General features: G+C 63.4%; 21 protein-coding genes. 12 read left to right on the top strand and 9 right to left on the bottom strand.

Annotation, left to right across the window (positions count from 1 at the left end; genetic code table 11):
* Positions 1-26 precede the first annotated feature (26 nt).
* Positions 27-1,382 carry a TRAP transporter large permease gene (locus tag OQE62_RS02525; RefSeq protein WP_265720418.1) on the bottom strand — a complete coding sequence of 452 codons (1,356 nt, stop codon included), beginning with the start codon at positions 1,380-1,382 and terminating at the stop codon, positions 27-29.
* Complete coding sequence (locus OQE62_RS02530; protein ID WP_265720419.1) at positions 1,379-1,954, bottom strand: TRAP transporter small permease subunit; 576 nt, start codon at positions 1,952-1,954, stop codon at positions 1,379-1,381. The genes OQE62_RS02525 and OQE62_RS02530 overlap by 4 nt, the downstream gene beginning before the upstream one ends.
* Positions 1,955-2,215: 261 nt before the next feature.
* Here OQE62_RS02530 and OQE62_RS02535 point away from each other — a divergent pair, with 261 nt between their 5' ends.
* The 7 genes from OQE62_RS02535 (at position 2,216) to OQE62_RS02565 (ending at position 9,220) form a co-directional block, all read left to right on the top strand.
* Entirely contained in the window at positions 2,216-3,283 is a 1,068-nt protein-coding gene (locus tag OQE62_RS02535) for a PstS family phosphate ABC transporter substrate-binding protein (protein WP_265720420.1), read from the top strand.
* A gap of 127 nt (positions 3,284-3,410) precedes the next feature.
* Positions 3,411-4,790 (top strand): phosphate ABC transporter permease subunit PstC, encoded by a 1,380-nt coding sequence (gene pstC / locus OQE62_RS02540; RefSeq protein WP_265720421.1) that lies wholly within the window; start codon positions 3,411-3,413, stop codon positions 4,788-4,790.
* Positions 4,783-6,069: a phosphate ABC transporter permease PstA gene (gene pstA, locus OQE62_RS02545; RefSeq protein ID WP_265720422.1), complete on the top strand. Its 1,287-nt coding sequence runs from the start codon at positions 4,783-4,785 to the stop codon at positions 6,067-6,069. Before pstC ends, pstA begins: the two co-directional genes overlap by 8 nt.
* Positions 6,070-6,277: 208 nt before the next feature.
* Complete coding sequence (gene pstB / locus OQE62_RS02550; RefSeq protein ID WP_265720513.1) at positions 6,278-7,018, top strand: phosphate ABC transporter ATP-binding protein PstB; 741 nt, start codon at positions 6,278-6,280, stop codon at positions 7,016-7,018.
* A 36-nt stretch (positions 7,019-7,054) separates the two neighbouring features.
* Positions 7,055-7,756, top strand: coding sequence for a phosphate signaling complex protein PhoU (gene phoU / locus OQE62_RS02555; RefSeq protein ID WP_265720423.1), 702 nt, complete (start codon positions 7,055-7,057; stop codon positions 7,754-7,756).
* Between the two features lie 104 nt (positions 7,757-7,860).
* Positions 7,861-8,172 carry an antibiotic biosynthesis monooxygenase family protein gene (locus OQE62_RS02560; protein ID WP_265720424.1) on the top strand — a complete coding sequence of 104 codons (312 nt, stop codon included), beginning with the start codon at positions 7,861-7,863 and terminating at the stop codon, positions 8,170-8,172.
* A gap of 235 nt (positions 8,173-8,407) precedes the next feature.
* Entirely contained in the window at positions 8,408-9,220 is an 813-nt protein-coding gene (locus OQE62_RS02565) for a putative porin (RefSeq protein ID WP_265720425.1), read from the top strand.
* 64 nt (positions 9,221-9,284) lie between these two features.
* Here the strand turns inward: OQE62_RS02565 and OQE62_RS02570 are convergent, their stop codons facing one another.
* Positions 9,285-10,565 carry a M48 family metalloprotease gene (locus OQE62_RS02570; RefSeq protein ID WP_265720426.1) on the bottom strand — a complete coding sequence of 427 codons (1,281 nt, stop codon included), beginning with the start codon at positions 10,563-10,565 and terminating at the stop codon, positions 9,285-9,287.
* Between the two features lie 63 nt (positions 10,566-10,628).
* Here OQE62_RS02570 and OQE62_RS02575 point away from each other — a divergent pair, with 63 nt between their 5' ends.
* The 4 genes from OQE62_RS02575 to OQE62_RS02590 all read left to right on the top strand — a co-directional run bounded on the left by OQE62_RS02575 (position 10,629) and on the right by OQE62_RS02590 (position 12,934).
* Positions 10,629-11,108 carry a DUF4265 domain-containing protein gene (locus tag OQE62_RS02575; protein ID WP_265720427.1) on the top strand — a complete coding sequence of 160 codons (480 nt, stop codon included), beginning with the start codon at positions 10,629-10,631 and terminating at the stop codon, positions 11,106-11,108.
* Between the two features lie 79 nt (positions 11,109-11,187).
* Positions 11,188-11,964 (top strand): peroxide stress protein YaaA, encoded by a 777-nt coding sequence (yaaA, locus tag OQE62_RS02580; protein WP_265720428.1) that lies wholly within the window; start codon positions 11,188-11,190, stop codon positions 11,962-11,964.
* Positions 11,961-12,575 (top strand): DUF938 domain-containing protein, encoded by a 615-nt coding sequence (locus OQE62_RS02585; RefSeq protein ID WP_265720429.1) that lies wholly within the window; start codon positions 11,961-11,963, stop codon positions 12,573-12,575. Before yaaA ends, OQE62_RS02585 begins: the two co-directional genes overlap by 4 nt.
* Positions 12,575-12,934, top strand: coding sequence for a hypothetical protein (locus OQE62_RS02590; RefSeq protein WP_265720430.1), 360 nt, complete (start codon positions 12,575-12,577; stop codon positions 12,932-12,934). The genes OQE62_RS02585 and OQE62_RS02590 overlap by 1 nt, the downstream gene beginning before the upstream one ends.
* Positions 12,935-13,126: 192 nt before the next feature.
* Here the strand turns inward: OQE62_RS02590 and phoR are convergent, their stop codons facing one another.
* The 4 genes from phoR to OQE62_RS02610 form a co-directional block, all read right to left on the bottom strand.
* Positions 13,127-14,428: a phosphate regulon sensor histidine kinase PhoR gene (phoR, locus tag OQE62_RS02595; RefSeq protein ID WP_265720431.1), complete on the bottom strand. Its 1,302-nt coding sequence runs from the start codon at positions 14,426-14,428 to the stop codon at positions 13,127-13,129.
* A 136-nt stretch (positions 14,429-14,564) separates the two neighbouring features.
* Entirely contained in the window at positions 14,565-15,269 is a 705-nt protein-coding gene (phoB, locus tag OQE62_RS02600; RefSeq protein WP_265720432.1) for a phosphate regulon transcriptional regulator PhoB, read from the bottom strand.
* 92 nt (positions 15,270-15,361) lie between these two features.
* The gene (ubiA, locus tag OQE62_RS02605) at positions 15,362-16,243 is read right to left on the bottom strand and encodes a 4-hydroxybenzoate octaprenyltransferase (protein ID WP_265720433.1); all 882 of its coding nucleotides are present in this window, start codon (positions 16,241-16,243) and stop codon (positions 15,362-15,364) included.
* Positions 16,240-16,845 (bottom strand): chorismate--pyruvate lyase family protein, encoded by a 606-nt coding sequence (locus OQE62_RS02610; RefSeq protein ID WP_265720434.1) that lies wholly within the window; start codon positions 16,843-16,845, stop codon positions 16,240-16,242. Before OQE62_RS02610 ends, ubiA begins: the two co-directional genes overlap by 4 nt.
* A gap of 152 nt (positions 16,846-16,997) precedes the next feature.
* Between OQE62_RS02610 and OQE62_RS02615 the strand changes: the two genes are divergently transcribed.
* Positions 16,998-18,296, top strand: a complete 1,299-nt coding sequence (locus tag OQE62_RS02615; protein ID WP_265720435.1) for a dicarboxylate/amino acid:cation symporter — start codon at positions 16,998-17,000, stop codon at positions 18,294-18,296.
* A gap of 363 nt (positions 18,297-18,659) precedes the next feature.
* On the opposite strand, the gene OQE62_RS02620 is transcribed toward OQE62_RS02615, so the two are convergent.
* Together OQE62_RS02620 and OQE62_RS02625 are read right to left on the bottom strand one after the other, a co-directional pair.
* The gene (locus tag OQE62_RS02620) at positions 18,660-19,331 is read right to left on the bottom strand and encodes a hypothetical protein (RefSeq protein WP_265720436.1); all 672 of its coding nucleotides are present in this window, start codon (positions 19,329-19,331) and stop codon (positions 18,660-18,662) included.
* 178 nt (positions 19,332-19,509) lie between these two features.
* A complete protein-coding gene (locus OQE62_RS02625; protein ID WP_265720437.1) occupies positions 19,510-20,190 on the bottom strand; it encodes a hypothetical protein in 681 nt (226 codons plus the stop codon).
* Positions 20,191-20,356: the final 166 nt, after the last annotated feature.

The following is a 20,356-nucleotide window of genomic DNA, read 5'->3' on the forward strand; positions in this document are numbered from 1 at the left end:
TCGGATGCGGTTTCGCAACCGGAGGGCTACTGCAATACTCCTGGCAACCAGGTCGCCAGCGCCGGCCACAGAGCCAACACACCCATCGCCAGCAACTGGATGGCGATAAACGGCATTACCCCCCGGTAGATGGCCCCGGTGGCGACACTCTCCGGCGCCACGCCGCGCAGGTAGAAGAGTGCGAAGCCGAACGGCGGTGTCAGGAAGGAGGTCTGCAGGTTGATGGCGATCATGATCCCCAGCCACACCGGATCCACACCCATCGCCAGCAGCACCGGCCCCACGATCGGTACCACTACGAAGGTGATCTCGATAAAGTCGAGAATGAAGCCGAGCAGGAAGATCACCGCCATCACCAACAGCGTCGCGCCGACCACGCCACCGGGCAGGCTGTGGAACAGGCCGGTGACCAGCTCCTCGCCGCCGTAGCCGCGGAACACCAGCGAGAACAACGAGGCGCCGATCAGGATCGCAAACACCATCGCCGTGACCTGCAGGGTGCTGCGCCCCACCTCGCCGGCGCGCTGCCAGCCCAGCGCACTGCGGCTGCGGGCCAGCAGGCCGGCGCCCAGGGCGCCCACGGCGGCGGCCTCGGTGGGTGTGGCGGCGCCGCTGATGATCGAGCCCAGTACCAGCAGCATCAGCAGGATCGGCGGCAGCAGGCTCCTGATTGTCTGCAGGTAGTCCACCGCTTCCGCATCGGCCGCCGCCGCCGGCTCGCGCCGGGCCACGAACAGCAGGTAGACGATATAGGCGCTCACCAGCAGCAGTCCGGGCAGGATGGCGCCCACGAACAGGTCTCCTACGCTCACCGGTTGCGGATTGAAGATACCGGCGGACAGCTGCGCCTGCTGGTAGGCGTTGGACAGGGTATCGCCCAGCAGTACCAGGGCGATTGAGGGCGGGATTATCTGCCCCAGGGTACCGGTGGCGCAGATGGTGCCGGTGGCCAGCCCGGGTGAATAGCCGCGACCCAGCATGGTGGGCAGCGACATCAGGCCCATGGTCACCACGGTGGCGCCGACGATACCGGTACTGGCGGCCAGCAGCGCGCCCACCACCACCACCGACACCGCCATGCCGGCGGGAATGCGCGAGAACACCTTCGCCAGGTTCACCAGCAGCTCCTCGGCGATGCGCGCCCGCTCCAGCATCACGCCCATCAGCACGAACAGCGGCACCGCCATCAGGGTGCCGTTTTGCATGATGCCGTAGAGGCGGTCGGGAAAGGCCCGCAGCAGCTCCGGGTCGAAGACGCCGGTGACGATACCCAGGCCCGCCGCAAGCAGCGCCGTGCCGCCGAGGGTAAAGGCCACCGGGTAGCCAAACATCAGCAGGCCGCAGACAGCGGCGAACATCAGCAGCGGAATCAGCTCGATCATGCGCCCGCCTCCTCGGCCGTGTCGGCCGGAGTTTTCCGCGGTGTCGGAGTCGGCGCGGTATCGGATTCCGACGCCATCAGGCGCGCCAGGGCGCGGCAGAACTGGGCGATGCCGGCGAGCGCCAGGGTGAATGCGGACAGTGGGATCAGGCTCTTGAGCAGGAAGACGCCCGGCAGGCCGCCGGCGCTGGAACTGGATTCCAGCACCGCCCAGCTGGCGGCGGCGAACTGCCAGCTGCCGCCGACGATAAAGGCGCACAGCGGCAACAGCAGCACCAGCGTACCTACCGCATCCACCCAGGCCCTGGCCCGCTTGCCCATACGGCGGTAGAAGACGTCCACCCGCACATGCGCGTCCGTCTGCAGCGCGTAGGCCAGGCCGAGCATGAAGGCGGCACCGTGCAGGTAGACTACCGAGTCCTGCAGCGCCACAGAGCCGCCGTTGAAGGCGTAGCGCAGCAATACCACGGCGCTTTGCAGCAATACCATGGCCAGCGTGAACCAGCCGAGCAGGCGGCCGGTGCCGGTTGCCAGCCGGTCGAGGCCGCGGGCGCAGCCGAGAAGTGGGGACATGGGGAGATCTCTCACGATATCTTATTGTTCTGTTCTGAGCCCCAAAGCCTACCCGATTCCGGCGCCGGATACCGAATTCCGGCAGTTGTAACGCAAGTTTCGGGGAGCAGGTCGGCGCCCGCACCGGTTTGTGCCGTCGGCAAGCCTTCCGCCTCGAATCAGGGTGCCTGTAACCTTTTTGTCATCTTTCATTCATAGAATCGTCACCCGTTGTTCCTAGCATCGCCTCGTGAAACAAATACGAATACCCTGGAGTTATCCATGCACAAGCGCTCCCTGAGCAAGAAACTGCTGGCCGCATCCCTGGCGTCCCTGACCATCGCCGCCTCCCAGGCGGCCCTGGCCGCCCGCGACCATATCAGTATCGTCGGCTCATCCACCGTCTATCCGTTTACCACCACCGTGGCGGAGCGTTTCAGTCGCGCCACCCAGTTCAAGACTCCGGTTGTGGAATCCACCGGCACCGGCGGCGGCATGAAGCTGTTCTGCCAGGGGGTGGGTGAGGCCACCGCCGATATTACCGGCGCCTCCCGCCGTATCAAGCAATCCGAGCTGGATATGTGCAACGGCAACGGCGTGGATGTGGTGGAAGTGCAGGTGGGCTACGACGGCATCGTGCTGGCCAACGCCAGAACCGCCGAGCCGTTCGAGCTCTCGCGCAAGGACATCTTCCTGGCCCTGGCCAAGAAAGTACCCGACCCGGACGGTTCCGAGACCCTGGTGGCCAACCCCTACAAGACCTGGAAGGACGTGAACCCGGCGCTGCCGGCGCACGAGATCGAAGTGCTGGGCCCGCCGCCCACTTCCGGCACCCGCGACGCTTTCGCCGAACTGGCGATGGAGGGCGGCTGCAAGCAGTACGACTGGATCGCCGCCAGGAAAAAACAGGACAAGCATGCCTACAAGGCCATCTGCCACACCATGCGCGAAGACGGCGCCTATGTGGAGGCCGGTGAGAACGACAACCTGATCGTCAACAAGCTGGTGGCCAGCCCCAAAGCGCTGGGTATCTTCGGTTTCAGCTTCCTGGACCAGAACGCCGACAAGGTGCAGGGTTCGGTGATCGAGGGCCAGTCGCCCACTTTCGATTCCATTGCCGACCAGAGCTACCCGATATCCCGCCCGCTCTTCATCTACGTGAAGAAGGCGCATGCCAACGTGGTTCCGGGCATGAAGCAATTCCTGGCTGAAATCACCAGCGAGCGCGCCTGGGGCGAAGACGGCTACCTGGCGGACAAGGGCATGATCCCGCTGCCCCCCGTCGAGCGCCGGCAGGTTGTTGCGGATGTGCGCAAGCTGAACGCGCTGACCAACCTGGCGAAGCAATAGTTGCGGACAGGCAGCAGGTAAACGGATTTACCCACCAGGCCCTCAGGGCCTGGTTTTTATTTATACGCCATGCAAACGTAACCAAAAGTCCGGATAATGCCGGCGAATCTATTGGCTGAGCGAATCGATGCAAACCCCTACCCTGTTCGCCCTGTTGCTGCTGCTGGTACTGGTGGCCTATGGCACCGGCTTTACCCGCGCGGTGACGGCCGCGCGCGGCAGCGGCGGCCTGCGCAACCTGGCCTCCCTGCCCGGCTACTATGGCCTGCACACCGCGCTCTGGTGCGGCCTGCCGGCGCTGTTGCTACTGGTGGCCTGGATCGCGTTTGACGACGCCATCATCTGCGCCATGGTCATCAACAGTCTCGCCGACAAACCGGAGACGATTTCCGCGCAGAATCTGCTCTGGACACAGATCCAGAACGTTGCGGCCGGCAACCTGTTCGGCGAGCCGGAACCGCAGATTGCGGCGGCGGCGGAACATCTCGCCGCACTGCGGGACAACTCCCGGCTGCTGAAAGCGGGCCTGACCCTGATCCTCGCCACCGGCCTCGGTGCCTTTACGCTGCTGCGTTTCTCGCCGCAACTGCGCGCGCGGGAGAAGGTGGAGAAAGTATTGCGGTGGGTGCTGCTGGCCTGTGCCTGCGCTGCGATTTTCACCACCATCGGTATCCTGCTGTCGGTGCTGTTCGAATCCCTGCGTTTTTTCCAGGCGGTACCGGTGAGCGAATTCCTGTTCGGCCTGCACTGGAGCCCGCAGATGGCCCTGCGCGCCGACCAGGTGGGCTCCAGCGGCGCCTTCGGCGCAGTGCCGCTGTTTACCGGCACCATGATGGTGACCGCGATCGCCATGTTCGTGGCAGTGCCGGTGGGCCTGATGTCGGCCATCTACCTGGCCGAGTACGCCGGCAGGCGCGTGCGCGCCTTCGCCAAGCCGGTGCTGGAAATTCTCGCCGGCGTGCCCACGGTGGTCTACGGTTTCTTCGCCGCGCTGACCGTGGCCCCCTTCATACGCGACGCGGCCGCGGCCGTGGGCCTGGAAGCCTCCAGCGAGAGCGCGCTGGCGGCGGGCCTGGTGATGGGGGTGATGATCATTCCTTTCGTGTCGTCGCTGTCCGACGACGTGATCAACGCGGTGCCCCAGTCCCTGCGCGACGGCGCCCTGGGGCTCGGCTCCACGCATTCCGAGACGGTGCGCAAGGTGGTGATTCCGGCCGCCCTGCCCGGCATCGTCGGCGGCGTGCTGCTGGCCGTATCCCGCGCCATCGGTGAGACGATGATCGTGGTGATGGCCGCCGGCCTGGCCGCCAACCTGACCGCGAATCCCCTGGACTCGGTCACCACCGTGACGGTGCAGATCGTCACCCTGCTGGTGGGTGACCAGGAATTCGACAGCCCCAAAACCCTGGCTGCCTTCGCCCTGGGCCTGATGCTGTTCCTCACCACCCTGGTGCTGAACTTCATCGCCCTGCATGTCGTGAAAAAATACCGGGAACAGTATGACTGACCTTACACAGGAGCAGGTGCGCGAACGCATCGAGCGGCGCCTGGCGGGCCGCCACCGCGTGGAAAAAACCTTCCGCGGCCTGGGGATCGCCAGTATCGCCTTCGGTATCCTCGCGGTGGTGATCCTGTTTAGCGACATCATCGCCAAGGGCAGCGGCGCTTTCGTGCAGAGTGCCGTCCAGCTGGAGGTCCACTACGACCCGGCGGTGCTGGGTATCGAGCAGGTGGACGAAGAGAGCCTCACCTGGGCCAACTTTACCGGCGTTATCCGCGAGGCCCTGCGCGAACGCTTCCCCGAAGTGAGCGGTCGCAGCGAGAAGCGCGAACTCTACTCGCTGGTCTCTACCGGTGCGCCTTTCAAGCTGCGCAACCGGCTGCAGGCAGACCCGGAGCTGCTGGGCCGGAGTGAAACCGTCTGGGTGGCCGCGGACGACGATGTGGACACTTTCGTGAAGAGCCTGTCCGACTCCGGGGGCGGCTTTCGCGGCCGCACCTCCGATCGCATGATCCGCTGGATCGACCAGCTGCTGGCCAGCGGCGAACTGAAAAAGCGCTTCAACAGCAACTTCTTCACCAACGGCGATTCCCGCGAGCCGGAACAGGCCGGTATCCGCGCGGCACTGGTGGGATCGCTACTGACACTGCTGGTGACCCTGGCGCTGTCCTTCCCGATCGGCGTGGCCGCGGCGATTTACCTCGAGGAGTACGCGCCCAGGAACCGCTGGACCGACCTGATCGAAGTGAATATCAACAACCTCGCCGCGGTGCCGTCCATCGTTTTCGGCCTGCTGGGGCTGGCGATCTTCATCAACTTCTTCGAACTGCCGCGCTCGGCGCCGCTGGTGGGCGGCCTGGTGCTGACGCTGATGACACTGCCCACCATCATCATCTCCAGCCGCGCCGCGCTGAAGTCGGTGCCGCCGTCGATCCGCGAGGCGGCCATGGGGATGGGCGCCTCGCGCATGCAGGTGGTCTTCCACCATGTGCTGCCGCTGGCGATGCCGGGTATGCTCACCGGTACCATCATCGGCATGGCCCAGGCGCTGGGCGAGACGGCGCCGCTGCTGATGATCGGCATGGTGGCTTTTATCGTCGACGTGCCCGGCGGCGTCACCGATCCGGCCACGGTATTGCCGGTGCAGATATTCCTGTGGGCCGACAGCCCCGAACGCGCTTTCGTCGAGCGCACTTCCGCCGCGATCATGGTGCTGCTGAGTTTCCTGATCGTCATGAATACCAGCGCAGTGTGGCTGCGCAAGAAACTCGAGCGCCGCTGGTAGTGGGTGTCGCCGAAAGATGCCGGCCCGCCCGGCCGCGCACACTGAGTGCTAAGATAACGGGATTGCTTCTATGAACACCATGACCCTCGATGCCGCCGGCCAGACTGCGCCGGCGCAACCGGAAAGCGTGGAAAAAGCCACAGTGGACACCGATACCAGAGTCACGGAAACCGTCGGCCAGCCCTTCTGCGACGACGCCAAGCTGCGCATGCGCGGCATCAACGTCTTCTACGGCGAGACCCAGGCGATCAACGATGTGAGCCTGGATATCGGCCGCAACGAAGTGGTGGCGATGATCGGCCCGTCCGGCTGCGGCAAGTCCACCTTCCTGCGCTGCATCAACCGCATGAACGACACCATCGAGGGCTGCCGGGTCGAGGGCGACCTGACCCTGGACGACGAGCCGATCTACGGCCCCAGGGTGGACGTGGTGCCGCTGCGCGCCCGCGTGGGCATGGTGTTCCAGAAACCCAACCCTTTCCCGAAGTCCATCTACGAGAACGTCGCCTACGGCCCCAAAATCCACGGTATCGCCAGCCGCCGCGCGGAACTCGATGAAATTGTCGAGAACAGCCTGCGCCGCGCCGGCCTCTGGAACGAGGTAAAAGATCGCCTCGACCAGCCCGGCACCGGTCTCTCCGGCGGCCAGCAGCAGCGCCTGTGTATCGCCCGCGCCATCGCCGTGAGCCCGGAGGTGATCCTGATGGACGAGCCCTGCTCCGCCCTGGACCCGATCGCCACCGCGCGCATCGAGGAACTGATCGACGAGCTGCGGGAGAACTACACCATCGCCATCGTCACCCACTCGATGCAGCAGGCGGCGCGCGTCAGCCAGCGCACAGCTTACTTTCACCTCGGCCACCTGGTGGAAGTGAACGATACCGAAACCGTGTTTACCAACCCGCAGCACGAACTGACCGAGGCCTATATCACCGGCCGCTTCGGTTGATCGGTTGAACGATTGCTAGCAAAGAAGCGACAGATTATGGAAATGCATTTCGACCAACATATCTCCCGGCAATTCAACGAGGACCTGGAAAGCCTCAAGACCGAGATGCTGGAAATGGGCGGCCTGGTCACCCGCCAGGTGGCCGACGCGGTGGAATCCCTGGCCAACGCCGACAGCGAGCTGGCGGAAAAGGTGCTGCGTATCGAAGAGGACATCGACCGGCGGGAAATGGCGCTGGACGAGCACGCCACCCTGATCATCGCCAAGCGCCAGCCGGCCGCGTCGGACCTGCGCATGGTGATGTCGGTGATCCGCATTGCCCGCGATCTGGAGCGGGTCGGCGACGAGGCCGGCAAGATCGCCAAGATGGCCATCGCGCTCACCGACGAGGGCACCTCGCCGCGCGGCTACACCGAGATCCGCCATATCGCCAGCGCCGTGCGCCGGATGCTGAACGAATCCCTGGATGCCTACACCCGTTTCGATGTGCAGTCGGCGATGAACACCCTGGCCGAGGACGAACAGGTGGATATGGACTACCGCACCGCGGTGCGGGAAATGATCACCTACATGATGGAAGATCCGCGCAGCATCTCGCGAGTGATGAACGTCCTCTGGACCCTGCGTTCGCTGGAACGTATCGGCGACCACGCCAAGAATATCTGCGAGCAGGTGGTCTATTTGGTGGAGGGCGCCGATATCCGTCACGGGCACGAGGACAACCTGAAAAAGGCCTGATAATTTTCGGGACTCAGGATTCAGGACTCGCCGTAGGAGCCTACCTGTGACCGCCACGGATGGCGGGGTGCCACCCAGCGCAGCCTTTTTATGGGAGAAAGCGTATGAAATACATCTTCGAGATCCGCGTCAAAGAGGGCCACACCGCCGAGGAATACGCGGATGCCTGGGTACGCGCCTCCGAACTGATCCAGCGCGCTCCCGGTGCCCGCGGTACCGAGCTGCACCGCAAGATCGGCGACCCGAATACCCTCATCGCCATTGCCCACTGGGACAGCAAGGCCGAGCGCGACGCCATGGAGGCGAGCCACAGCCCGCAGATCGACGAGATTATCCGCAGCGCCGCCAATTTTGTGGAGGTGCGGCCCATCGGCGAGTTCGAGGAGCCCGAGTGGGTGGTCAGGCACCCCGAGTGATCAAGTCATTTTTTACTACAAATAAAGACTAAACAAATTACTTCCACTGACTCCCCGCCTCATTTCCCTAACCCACGGCACCTGAATAAAAGCTGAACCTGTTTCATCGGAAATCAAAAAAATTCCGGCTTTGCCAAATATCCCACATTTCCTTTATTGATTGTTGTCGTCGGCAAAACTTTTGTTAGAATCCGCGGCCCAATTGGAACCCAGTGTTATGAAAAAGGAAATTGCGATGAAATTCAGATTTGCCGCTCTGCCGTTGATGATGTTGGCCGCAACCGCGTCGGCGGAAAGCTACAACTCCATCACCACCGGCGGTTATACCAATACCGAATCCGGGAATGCCGATGCGGACACCTTCCGCTTTGGCAGCACCTACTACTTCGCGCCGCTCGAAACCCGCGGGCCGCTGAAAGAGTTTGACTATATCATCAGGACCACCAATCTCTACGGTGATTATTCCTACACCGATTTTGATGGTGGCGATGCCGATGACCTGACCCTCGGCGGTGAGTACTTCGCAGCCAATGGCTTCATGGGCGGTGTCGAAGTGAATGAGGGCGATCTCGAAGACACCACCGAGCTGACGGCCGGTTACCTGTTCAATCCGGATCTGCTGGTAAGTATCAGCCGTGTCGACCCGGACGAAGGCGATGCGCAGAATTACGTCAACGCGCGCTACAACCACCGCTTGGGTGGCACCGACTATATCGGTTTCAATTTCGAGACCGATGACGACTTCGACAGCCAGAGCCTGTCTTCCAAGTGGTTTACGAAGCTGGGCGGCCAGACCTGGCTGGCGGTTGATGGCGGTTTCACCAATCATGACGAGATCGACAACGACTGGAATATCGGCGCCGAGTACTACTTCAGCAAGGCGACTTCCGTGAGCGCCGGTTACGAGGACTCGGGTCTCATGGGTGACATTTACGATTTGGGTGTCTCCCACTTCTTCAACCGCAACGTCGCGGGCAGCCTGGCCTACGTCACTCGTGATGATGTCGACGTGGACGAGTTCCAGCTGGGTGTGACTGTTCAGCTGTAAACGGCTGCTTTTCAGCCAATAAAAAAGGGCCGCAATTGCGGCCCTTTTTTGTCCGTGAGATTTTTTATCCCTGGCCGTCCAGCGCTTGCATCCGCGCCTGCGCCCGGCTGCCGATCTCGCCGCCGGCCCGCGCTGCGGTCTGGTAGTGGCTGTAGGCGTTCCTGACATTGCCCTGCTGTTCGTAGACCTGCCCCAGGTAGTAGTGGGCGTAGGGCGTCTCCAGATAGCCCAGTGAGCGGTTCAGGTCGCGCTCCGCGGCGGTGTAGTTCTCCAGCTGGGCGCTGGTCATGCCGCGCTTGAGCCAGTGGGAAAACAGCTCCGGGTTCTTTTGAACGGCGCGGTCGTAGGCTCGGTGGGCGCCCTGGTACTGCTTCTTCTGTGCTAGCAGATCCCCCTCCAGCGCGTAGAAGGTCGCTTCTTTGGGCTGCTGTTTCTGGGCCCGGCGCACCAGGGTCAGGGCGCGGTCGTACTGTTTGTCGCCGGCGGCCGCCATGGCCTCGTCGTAGCTCTTGTAGGCGTCCGCATCGCGCTTGAGCTGGGCGATGGCCCGCTGGTAGGCGGCGCGGTTGGTGGCGCCGCCCTTGGGCAGCTTTCTGGCGTGTTCGATATTCGCGTCGACCCGTGCCTGGGACGGCGGGTGGCTGGCAAACAGCGCCTGCAGGCCGCCGGACTGGCGCCCTTTCGACAGCTCCACGAATTTCTCCTGCAACCGCACCGCGCCCTGCGGATCGTAGCCGGCGGCGGCCATGTATTGCATGCCGTATTCGTCGGATTCCAGCTCGTTGTCGCGGCCGTAGCGGGCGATATAGGCGCTGCCGCCCAACTGGCCGCCGAGGGCCACCAGATCGCCGTAGTCGGTGTTCTTGGTGGTGGCGCCCAGCACTGCCAGGCCCGCGCCCAGTACCTGCTGCTGGGACATGGCGGCGGCGGAGTGGCGCGCGGCGGCGTGGACGATCTCGTGGGCGAGCACCGCGGCCAGTTCCGATTCGTCTTCGAGGATGGTCAACAGGCCGCGGTTGACCGCGATCTTGCCGCCCGGCAGCGCCCAGGCGTTGGGCGTGGAGTTGTTCAGCACTGCGAACTCGTAGGGCAGCTGCGGCTGGTCCGACTCCCGCGCCAGCTTCTGGCCCACGCGGCTGACGTAGTCCTGCAGCGACGGGTCGACGATATATTTGCCGCCCTGCTGTTGCTGGTTGACGGGGTACTGCTCCTCTCCCAGCGACAGCTCCTGGCCCTGGGACATCAGCGACAGCTCCTTCTTGCCGGTCACCGGGTTGACCGCACAGCCGGCCAGCAGTGAAACGGCCGCGGCGGCCGCGGTTATCTTGAGTGTGCGCGAGATCATCGCCTCCTCCCTGTATAATATCTGGTTTATGACCCTATTTTACACAGTCCCGGGAGCGAGGTTATGACGGCACTGCAGGTTATCGAATTATTCGCCGGTATCGATCCGGATGGGCAGCCGGTGGTGGAGCGGTTGCAGGTGCGGGTGAACGAGGACGACAGCTGCCAGCTGGTGCGCTCGCCGGTGTTTATCAAGGGCATCGCCAGCGGCGATACCATCAAGGTGGACAAGGACAGTCAGCAGTTCGAGCTGGTCAAGCGCTCGGGCAACCTGGCGGTGCGGGTGCTGTGTCGCGGCGACAGCGCCGCCCTCTCGGACAAGCTGACGCCGGAACTGGAGAAGCTCGGCGGCGAGCTGGATACGGAGAACCCGCGCGTGCTGGTCTATTCCATTCACGTAAGCTGCGGGTTTGCCAATATCGAAGAGATCCTGAACGGCGCCTGCGACGGCGCCAACAGCATCTGGAACTACGGTAATGTATACGACCCGGAGGACGGCCAGACACCGCTGAACTGGTGGGTGGATATCCTCAAGCCGGAGTAGGCCCGGCGCAGGCAAAGCCTCCTGCCCCAAAGCGGGTGCCACTTCAGACGCGAATATTCATTGTTATACAGGGAATCCGATGTTAATTGTTATCTCCCCGGCCAAGACCCTCGACTACGAAAGCGAGATCCCCGCGCTGGAGTCCACCCAGCCGGAATTCCTCAAGGAGTCCGCGGCGCTGATAAAGGAATTGCGCGAGCTGGGCCCGCAGGATATCTCCAGCCTGATGAAGATCTCCGACAAGCTGGGCTCGCTGAACTACGACCGTTTTCAGAGCTGGAAGCGCCCCTTCACTGACAAAAACGCCCGCCCGGCCGCACTGGCGTTCAAGGGCGACGTCTACAGCGGGCTGGAAGCGGAGACCATGGGTGTGCGCGACTTCAACTATGCGCAGAAGCACCTGCGCATGCTCTCCGGCCTCTACGGCCTGCTGCGGCCGCTCGACCTGATGCAACCCTACCGGCTGGAAATGGGGATCAGGTTCGAAAACGCCCGCGGCAAGAACCTGTACGAATTCTGGGGCGACAAGATCACCCGGGCCCTGGACGAACAGCTCGGGAAGCTGAAGAACCGGGAGCTGGTCAATCTCGCCTCCAACGAATACTTCAAGGCGGTGCAGCCGAAAGTGCTGGACGCGGACATCATCACGCCGCATTTCAAGGACTGGAAAAACGGCCAGTACAAGATGATCAGCTTCTTCGCCAAGAAGGCGCGCGGGCAGATGAGCCGCTGGGCCATCGACAACCGCGTGAAAAAGGCCGCGGAGCTGAAAGATTTCGATGTGGCCGGCTACGCGTACAACGCGGAGCTGTCGAAAGGCAACGACTGGGTCTTCACCCGCGACGAGGCACAATGAGCGAAGGACAACTGCCGGACGCCCCGGCCTGCGCGCGCAACCGCGACCCGATCCTCGAGCAATTGCAGCGGCTGCTGGCGGATCGACGCCGGGTTCTGGAGATCGGCAGTGGCACCGGCCAGCACGCCGTCTATTTCGCGCCGCGGCTGCCGCACCTGGTCTGGCAGACCTCGGAGCGTGTGGACAACCTGTCGGGTATCCGCGCCTGGCTGGCGGAAAGGCCCGCCGCCAACCTGCCGGCGCCGCTGCACCTGGACGTCGACGGCGACTGGCCGGCCGCGGATGTCGACGCGGTATTTACTGCCAATACCCTGCACATCATGTCCGCCGACTCGGTGCGCACCCTCTTTCGCAAGCTGGTATCGCTATTGCAGCCCGGGGGGCTGCTGATAGTCTATGGCCCGGTAAAGATCGCCGGGGAATTCATTGGCCCCAGCAACGGCGACTTCGACCACTGGCTCAGGGCGCGGGATCCGCTCAGCGGCATCCGCGACCTGGAGTGGCTGGACCAGCTGGCGCGTGACGCGGGACTGGTGCGCGAGGAATTACACGACCTGCCGGCCAACAACCAGTTGCTGGTTTACAGACAGAACAATGGAGGGGAATCCTGATGCCCGAGTGGTTTGAGATGAGCGTGGTCATCGCCTTTGCGATCGCAGCGGTATTTTTCTTTGCCAAGTACCGCGAGACGGCCAATACCCTGCACGAGAGCGAGCGCATGAAAAAGCGCCTCTCCGACGACCTGAACCGCTACCGCGACGTACCGCGCCTGCGGGCATTGCGCGATGCCATGGTCAGCGCCGACGGCCTGCCGCTGGACGACGACGGTCGCGAGCACCTGCTGCTGCGCGACGGCGAGCTGCAATTGCACCATATTTCGATGCGCCGCCAGTGCAATACGGTGAGCGAGGGAGATACGGTGACTTATACGAAGAATGGCGAAGAGGTGAAGCTCGAGGAGCTGGAGTAACTTCGCCTGCGGCCGCGAAGTCCAACAGTGTGGCCCGGTGCCCTGTCCGTTGGACTTCGCGGACAAGTCTACAGGGACGTATTTACGGTGGGGGCGCCTAGCCGTGTCCCACAAGGTGGTCCCGGTAGCAGGGCCGCCACTGAGTCATCTTACCGGCCCGACACCCGAGGTGGCCCACTCACCGGGCAGCGATCAGGCCGCGGTCTCGGAAACCAGCTTCTGCGGCGGGAAATGCAGGGTAAAGGTGCTGCCGTGACCGGGCACACTTTCCACACTCATTTCCGCGCTGTGGCGCAGCAGCACGTGTTTGACGATTGCCAGCCCCAGGCCGGTGCCGCCGCTCTCGCGGGAGCGGCCGGCGTCCACGCGATAGAAGCGCTCGGTCAGGCGCGGGATATGGATCGGGTCCACGCCGATACCGCTGTCGGTTACCGAGAAATGGCCGCCGCGCTGGTCGACCCACCAGCGCAACTGAATGGGCCCGCCGGACGGACTGTACTTGACCGCGTTCATTGCCAGGTTGGCGAAAGCGCTGTGCAGTTCCGTGCCGTCGCCGATCAGGAGGGTGTCCCGCTCGCAGTCGACGCCGATTTCGTGGCGGCCGTCACTGAAGCTGCGCGCCTCTCGCGCGATGCGCTCCATCAGCTCTCCCACTGCAATCTTCTCGCCGCCGCTGTCGCGCTCTGAGGTCTCCAGCCTTGAGAGCAACAGCAGGTCGTTCACCAGTGTGGTCATGCGCTCGGTCTGCTCGCCCATCTGCGCCAGCGGCTTCTGCCAGCCGTTCGGGGCCATGCCGCTGCCCTCGAGGGTTTCCAGGTAGCCGGCGATCACAGTCAGCGGTGTGCGCAGCTCGTGGGAGACGTTGGCGACGAAATCGCGGCGCATCTGTTCGAGATTGTGCAGGCGGGTGATGTCGCGCACGATCACCAGCGCCTCGTCGCGGCCAAAGTGGGTGACTTCCAGTTGCAGGATACGGGCCTCGTTGCCCGGCGCCGACAGGGTCAGTGGTTCCCGCGGGCCCCGGCCGTCGCTGTGCATATAGTGCACGAAGCCGGGATCGCGCACGAAGTTGACCAGCGGCTGGCCGGCGTCGCTCGGCTGCAGCGCCAGCAGTTCACCGGCGGCGGGGTTCCACCAGGCCAGGTTGCCATCGTCCTCGAGCGCCACAATGCCCTCGCGCAGCGCGCTGGTACTGTCCTGCACTCGGCGCAGCATCGCGTGCAGTTTCTGTTTCTCGCGCCTGTGGCGGCGCTGCATGCGGTAGAAATCGTCGGCGATATCGCCCCAGACGCCGAAGTTGGTCGGCGCCGGGCCGCGGCGACCGTTGACCAGCCAGCGGTCGAAGCGGCTCTGCTGCCAGAAGATCCAGATCAGGTAGACGGCCAGGCCGAGGGTCAGCGCCAGCAGCCAGCGATTGCTGGCAAAGCCGAAGATGGTGCAGCCGAGGGCGATGACTACAAAGCGGGAAAATTCGCCGATACTGCGGTCCAGCATAATCCTGCCGTTTTAAGCGGGTTGGCGGGGGCGCGACACCCCCGGAATTGGTCCGGATGGATTCTATCACCCTCAGGTTTCGGAGTCCGACGTACCCTATCCCGGCTCCCGAATTCGAACCGGGAAACCTGTCGAGTTACACCCGCTCCGCAGTCTGCACCGAAAAGCGGTAACCGGTGCCGCGTACCGTCTGGATAAAGCGATCGTGGCCGTCTACGGCCAGCGCCTTGCGCAGGCGGCGGATATGCACGTCCACGGTGCGCTCCTCCACATAGACGTTGCCGCCCCAGACGTGGTCCAGCAGTTGGGTGCGTGTGTAGGCGCGCTCCTGGTGGGAGAGGAAGAAGGTCAGCAGGCGGAATTCGGTGGGCCCCATCTCCACCGACTGGCCATGGATGGTGACCCGGTGGCCGATCGGGTCCAGCACCAGCTCGCCGGCGGTCAGCGGTTCTTCCGGTACGGACGGGCCGGCGCGGCGCAGTACCGCTTTCAGGCGCGCCACCAGTTCCCGCGGTGAGAAGGGTTTGGTGATGTAATCGTCGGCGCCGGTTTCGAGGCCCTTGATCTTGTGGTCTTCCTCGCCCTTGGCGGTGAGCATGATGATCGGCAGTGTCGAGGTGAGCTCGTCCCGCTTCAGGCGTCGCGCCAGTTCGATGCCGGAGACATCCGGCAGCATCCAGTCGAGCAGGATCAGGTCCGGCTGCTCGTCGATGACCATCGAGTGGGCTTCCTGCGCGTTCTCCGCTTCGATACAGCGGTAGTCGGCCATTTCCAGCGCCACCCGCAGCATATCGCGTACCGGCGCCTCGTCGTCGACTATCAGGATCGTGTTGTTTGTCATCTGCCTGCCATACCCTGCTTATCCAATGTCGCCATTTAACGACATTGACGTGACAAATATATGACAGTTTCGGGCCTGTCCCCAGACAAGAGTTACCCCGGCAGGTAGTGGAAAAAAATTCCCGCGAACAGCGAGGCGCCGACCCAGTTGTTATTCAGGAAGGCCTTGAAGCAGGCGTCCCGTTGCCGGTCGCGCGCCAGCCACTGCTGGTAGGCAAAGAGCCCCGCGGCCCCGGCCAGCCCCAGGTAATAGATTCCGCCCAGCTCGAAGCGCTGCCCGACCAGCAGCAGCGCAAACAGCGTCATCAGTTGCAGCATGCCGATCATGGCCCGGTCCATATCGCCGAACAGCACTGCCGTGGATTTGACGCCGATCTTGAGGTCGTCGTCCCGGTCCACCATGGCGTAGAAGGTGTCGTAGCAGACGGTCCACAGCAGGTTGGCGGTGTACAGAAGCCAGGCCAGCGCCGGCACCTCGCCGGTGACAGCGGCAAAGGCCATCGGGATGGCCATGCTGAAAGCCGCCCCCAGCACCACCTGCGGCAGGTTGGTGTGGCGCTTGGCGAACGGATAGCAGAAGGCCAGTGCCAGTGCCGGCAGAGACATCAGCACGGTGAACCGGTTGGTGGTCAGCACCAGCACCAGGGAGGCCAGGCTCAGGCCGATAAACAGCAGCACCGCGCCCCGCGGCGTGGCGCGGCCGGTGGCCAGCGGTCGCGTGGCGGTGCGCTTGACGTGGCCGTCGATGCGCCGGTCGGCGAAATCGTTGATGGCGCAGCCGGCCGCGCGCATCAGTATCACGCCCAGGGTGAACACCGCAAACAGGTGCAGGCCCGGCCAGCCGCCGGCGGCCAGCCACAGCGCCCACCAGGTGGGCCACAGGAGCAGCAGGGAGCCGATGGGCCTGTCCAGGCGCGCCAGTTGCCAGTAGGGCAGTGCGGCGGGCCAGCGCTGGTCGAGTTGTCGGCTGATCACGATTGTTCCCCTGTATCGGCAGAGACGGTGCTGCGCGCGTAGGGTGCACCGTCGGGTTCGAAGGCGCGCAGGAAGGTCTCCGCCACCAGCAGCGGTTTGTCCCGCAACCAGAAGGTGGAACGGCGGCCCCAGGCGCGCTCGTTTTCGCCGGCCAACAGGCGCAGTCCGCAGTGCGGGTTGCGCCGCAGGCGGTTGAGCAGAATCGGTCCGCGGCGAATATCCGGTTCGTTGAACAGCAGCTCCCCCAGCGGGCGGCTGTCGAGGTTGCGCAGGTAGCGGGACTTGCCCTGCAGGCAGCGCTCCGGCAGCACGCTGCGGGCGTAGACCCAGGGCCGGCCGCGGCCGCAGAGCAGCACTTCCCGCACCAGCGCGCGGCTGCGATCCCGCAGGCCCAGCGCCCGGCGCTCCTCCAGGCCGGGTTGCTGCCAGCGCTGGCTCAGCACTTCCACCCGGAACTGGCCGTCGCTCAGGTGTTTCAGTGCCGCGGTCAGCGAGCCCGGGTGCTGCAGCCAGGGCACCAGCGCCGTGGGTGGCTGCCGGTACAGAGACTCCAGCGGCTGGCTCAGCCAGTCGCCGACCGGTAGGTAGGGAGATTGGTACAACTGCGGCTCCGCTCTTTCACAAAGGGGTATTGTACCGCGGTCGGGGGATTGAGTGGATGGTGGCCATCACTGGCCACTCACCAGGCACCACTGCTTTTGATATAGTGCCGGGCTTGCCGCAATAAACAGAAAACTAGACGAGAAGCTGCTTCATGGGCCTCACTACCAGAATCCTGATCGCGATGCTCGCCGGTATTGTCGTCGGCGTCGTGTTCAATTTCCTCAATACCAGCCAATTGCTCGGCAGCGGGCTCACCGGCTTTATCAACGGTTACCTGACCGAGGGGCTGTTCGATGTGGTCGGCCGCATCTTTATCGCCTCGCTGAAGCTGATGGTGGTGCCGCTGGTGCTGGTGTCGCTGGTGTGCGGCGCCTGTGCCCTGTCCGAGGGCAGCCGTATCGGCCCGCTGGCGGGCAAGACGGTTCTGCTCTACCTGCTGACTACTGCCGTGGCCATCACCCTGGCGATGGTCATGGGGCTGGTGATCCAGCCCGGCGTGGGCGTGGAGGCCACCGCGAGTGCGGCCTTCGAGGCCGCGGAGTCGCCGCCCCTGTCGGATGTGCTGGTGAACATCTTCCCCACCAACCCGGTGGAGGCGATGGCAGAGGGCAATATGCTGCAGATCATCGTGTTTGCGCTGCTGATGGGCTACGCCATCTCCCGCTGCGGCGAACCGGGCCAGCGCATAGCCAGCTTCTTCAATGATCTGAACGGGGTGATCCTGCGCATGGTGGGCGTGCTGATGGCGTTCGCCCCCTACGGTGTCTTTGCGCTGCTGGCCAAGACCTTCGCTACCCTGGGGATGGAGTTTATCCTCGACCTGGGCGTGTACTTCCTGGTGGTACTGGGCACGCTGCTGCTGCACGGGCTCGGGTTCTACTCGCTGCTGCTGAAGCTGCTGACCGGTCTCAATCCCGTCGAACTGCTCAAGAAGATGCGCCCGGCGCAGGTGTTTGCCTTCAGTACCGCCTCCTCCGCCGCCACCATTCCGGTGACCCTGTCCACGGTGGAAAAGCGCCTGGGTGTGGACAACAAGATCGCCGCCTTTACCGTGCCGCTGGGGGCCACCATCAACATGGACGGCACCGCCATCATGCAGGGCGTGGCCACCGTATTCATCGCGCAGATGTACGGTGTGGATATCGGCCTGATGGGCTACCTGACGGTGATCCTGACCGCGACCCTGGCCTCTATCGGTACCGCCGGCGTGCCCGGCGTTGGCCTGATCATGCTGGCGATGGTGCTGCAGCAGGTGGGCCTGCCGCTGGAGGGGATCGCCATCGTGATGGGTGTGGACCGGTTGCTGGACATGGTGCGCACCGCGGTGAACATCACCGGCGACGCGGTGGTGAGCACCGTCGTGGCGAAGAGCGAAGGCGCCGTGTCCGAGGAGATCTTCTACGACCGCAACTACAACAGTGTGGCGGATCGCGCTGCCACCAGCAGTTAGTGGCCGGTGTGAGTGGCTGGTGCTTCCGCCACTCACCGGCAGCTAGTGGTCCATGCGGTAAATTCTGTAACACTATCTCTTCGCCACAGGCCCCAGTGCTGCGTTGAAAAAGCTTGAATTAGCGCTGCTAGTCCTGCGCTTTTTCGCCTTGCCCTGGAACCTGTGGCTGTGAGCTAGAGTCACCGAATTTACCGCATGAACCACTAGTGGGCGGTGCGCAAAGTTCTGTAGCAGTTCGCTGCGCCAGAACGCCCGGCTCTGCGTCGAGAAAGCGCGAAATAGAACCACTATTCCAGCGCTTTCTCGCCTTGATCTGCGCGTTTTGGCTATGCTCCTTTGTGACAGGACGTCGTGCGCAGTCCACTAGCCACTCACCAGATCCTCCAGCTCGCCGGCATCCAGTTCGCCATCGATCTCGTCTAGAATTTCCTCGACCATCCCGGACAGGGCCAGCTTGATCGCTTCCTCGGTATTGTCCTCGGCAGTGCCGCCGCTGCGCGGTTTTCGCACCCGGTATTCTTCCCGCACGCCGAGATCGGCGATATCCAGGTTGTACTCGCGCAGGGTGCGGCCGGCGACGTCGCGCAGCCGGTGGTAGTACCGGCCCTTCAGCTCCACGGTGCCGCGTTCGAGTTCGTAGTCGCCCTCGTTTTTCAGGTTGCTGAGGTGCTTGATCACCTTGATATCGAGACGGTTCTGCAGTGTCAGCAGGCCCTCGCGGGCCACCAGTGGCACTGCCTCGTCGGTGAAGAAAGCGTTCAGTTGCAGCGATAGCCGATCCCGCAGATGCCGGCGGTACTTTCGCAACGCGGCTTCCTTGAGATCGCTGAGACTGGCGCCGTTGTCGGCCCGGGCCAGCAACGCAGTCAGGTTGGCGCCGCTGACCGGCATGGGCACGTCCATGGCGATCTCGGTGGGGACTATGTGCAGGGTGGGGTTCTGTTCGTCGCCCGAAAAACCTGCCTGCGCCGCGATGGCGGAGGAAAAGGTCAACAGGCCGGCCACTATCAGCCCACGGGCTGTAAATCTCATCACCAGACTCTCCCTGAGTTCTTATGGTTATTGTTATATCTGCGGCGAATCTGTTTATTGTTCGCTTGGTGCAGAGGTAGAGGCTGCCATCAGCTTCGGGAGAGGGCAAAGATTTTCGGTGACTGGTTGGTCAGAATTAAGGTTCTGTGATTTCCGGCACGGTGGGTCAACAAGATGTCTGTTAAAGGGCCGCCAGCTCTCGCAGCTCGTCCGCCTCCAGATCGTCCTCGATCCGGTCCAGCAGTCGCTCCACCATTTCTGTCAGTGCCTCCTCGATGGCCGCATCGGTGTTGTCTTCGGTTTCGCCGCCGCTGCGGCTGACCCGGTATTCTTCCCGCACACCCAGTTCGGCGATATCGATACGCCTTTCCCGCAGCGGCTGGCCGGCCTGGCTGTCGAGCCGGTAGTGGTAGTCGCCGCTCAGCTCCAGGATGCCCCGTTCCACCTGGCGATCGCCGATGTTTTTCAGATCGTTGAGTTTTCTGCCCACGGAAATGTCCAGGAAGTTGTGCAGGGTCAGGTAGCCTTCCTGCTGTACCACCGGCACTTCCTCGTCGGTGAAAAACGCCTGCAGTTGTCCGTAGAGTTCCTGTTGCAGCCGCGCGGTGAATTTGCGCGCGGCCTTTTCCTTCAGCGCGCTGAGGCTGTTGCCGCTGCCGGCCTGGGCCAGCAGCTTGGCCAGATCGTCGCCCTGCACCGGGGTGGGCATATTCAGGGCGATTTCCGCCGGGACCAGTGCCAGGCTGGGGGTGGCAGCGTCGCCGCCGATGCCGAGGAATCCGCCCTGGGCGAAAACGCCGCAACTGACAACGAGAAGCAGCAGCCCGCTTGCGAGGCGGCTGCGGATGGATAGCTTGTTCACAAAACTCTCCCTGAGACCTGTCAATTTTCACTCGATTGTTATTGTGGGCTCTGGCCAAATTATTTTGCTTTTAGTGTCGCCAGTGGCAGGCTGCCACCGCCGGCGGCGGAGCGCAAAAATATTGGTGACCAAAACAGGATAGCTGGTTTTGAAAATGGACGGTAGA

Source organism: Microbulbifer halophilus (genome assembly GCF_026183675.1).
GTDB classification, from domain to species: Bacteria; Pseudomonadota; Gammaproteobacteria; order Pseudomonadales; family Cellvibrionaceae; genus Microbulbifer; species Microbulbifer halophilus.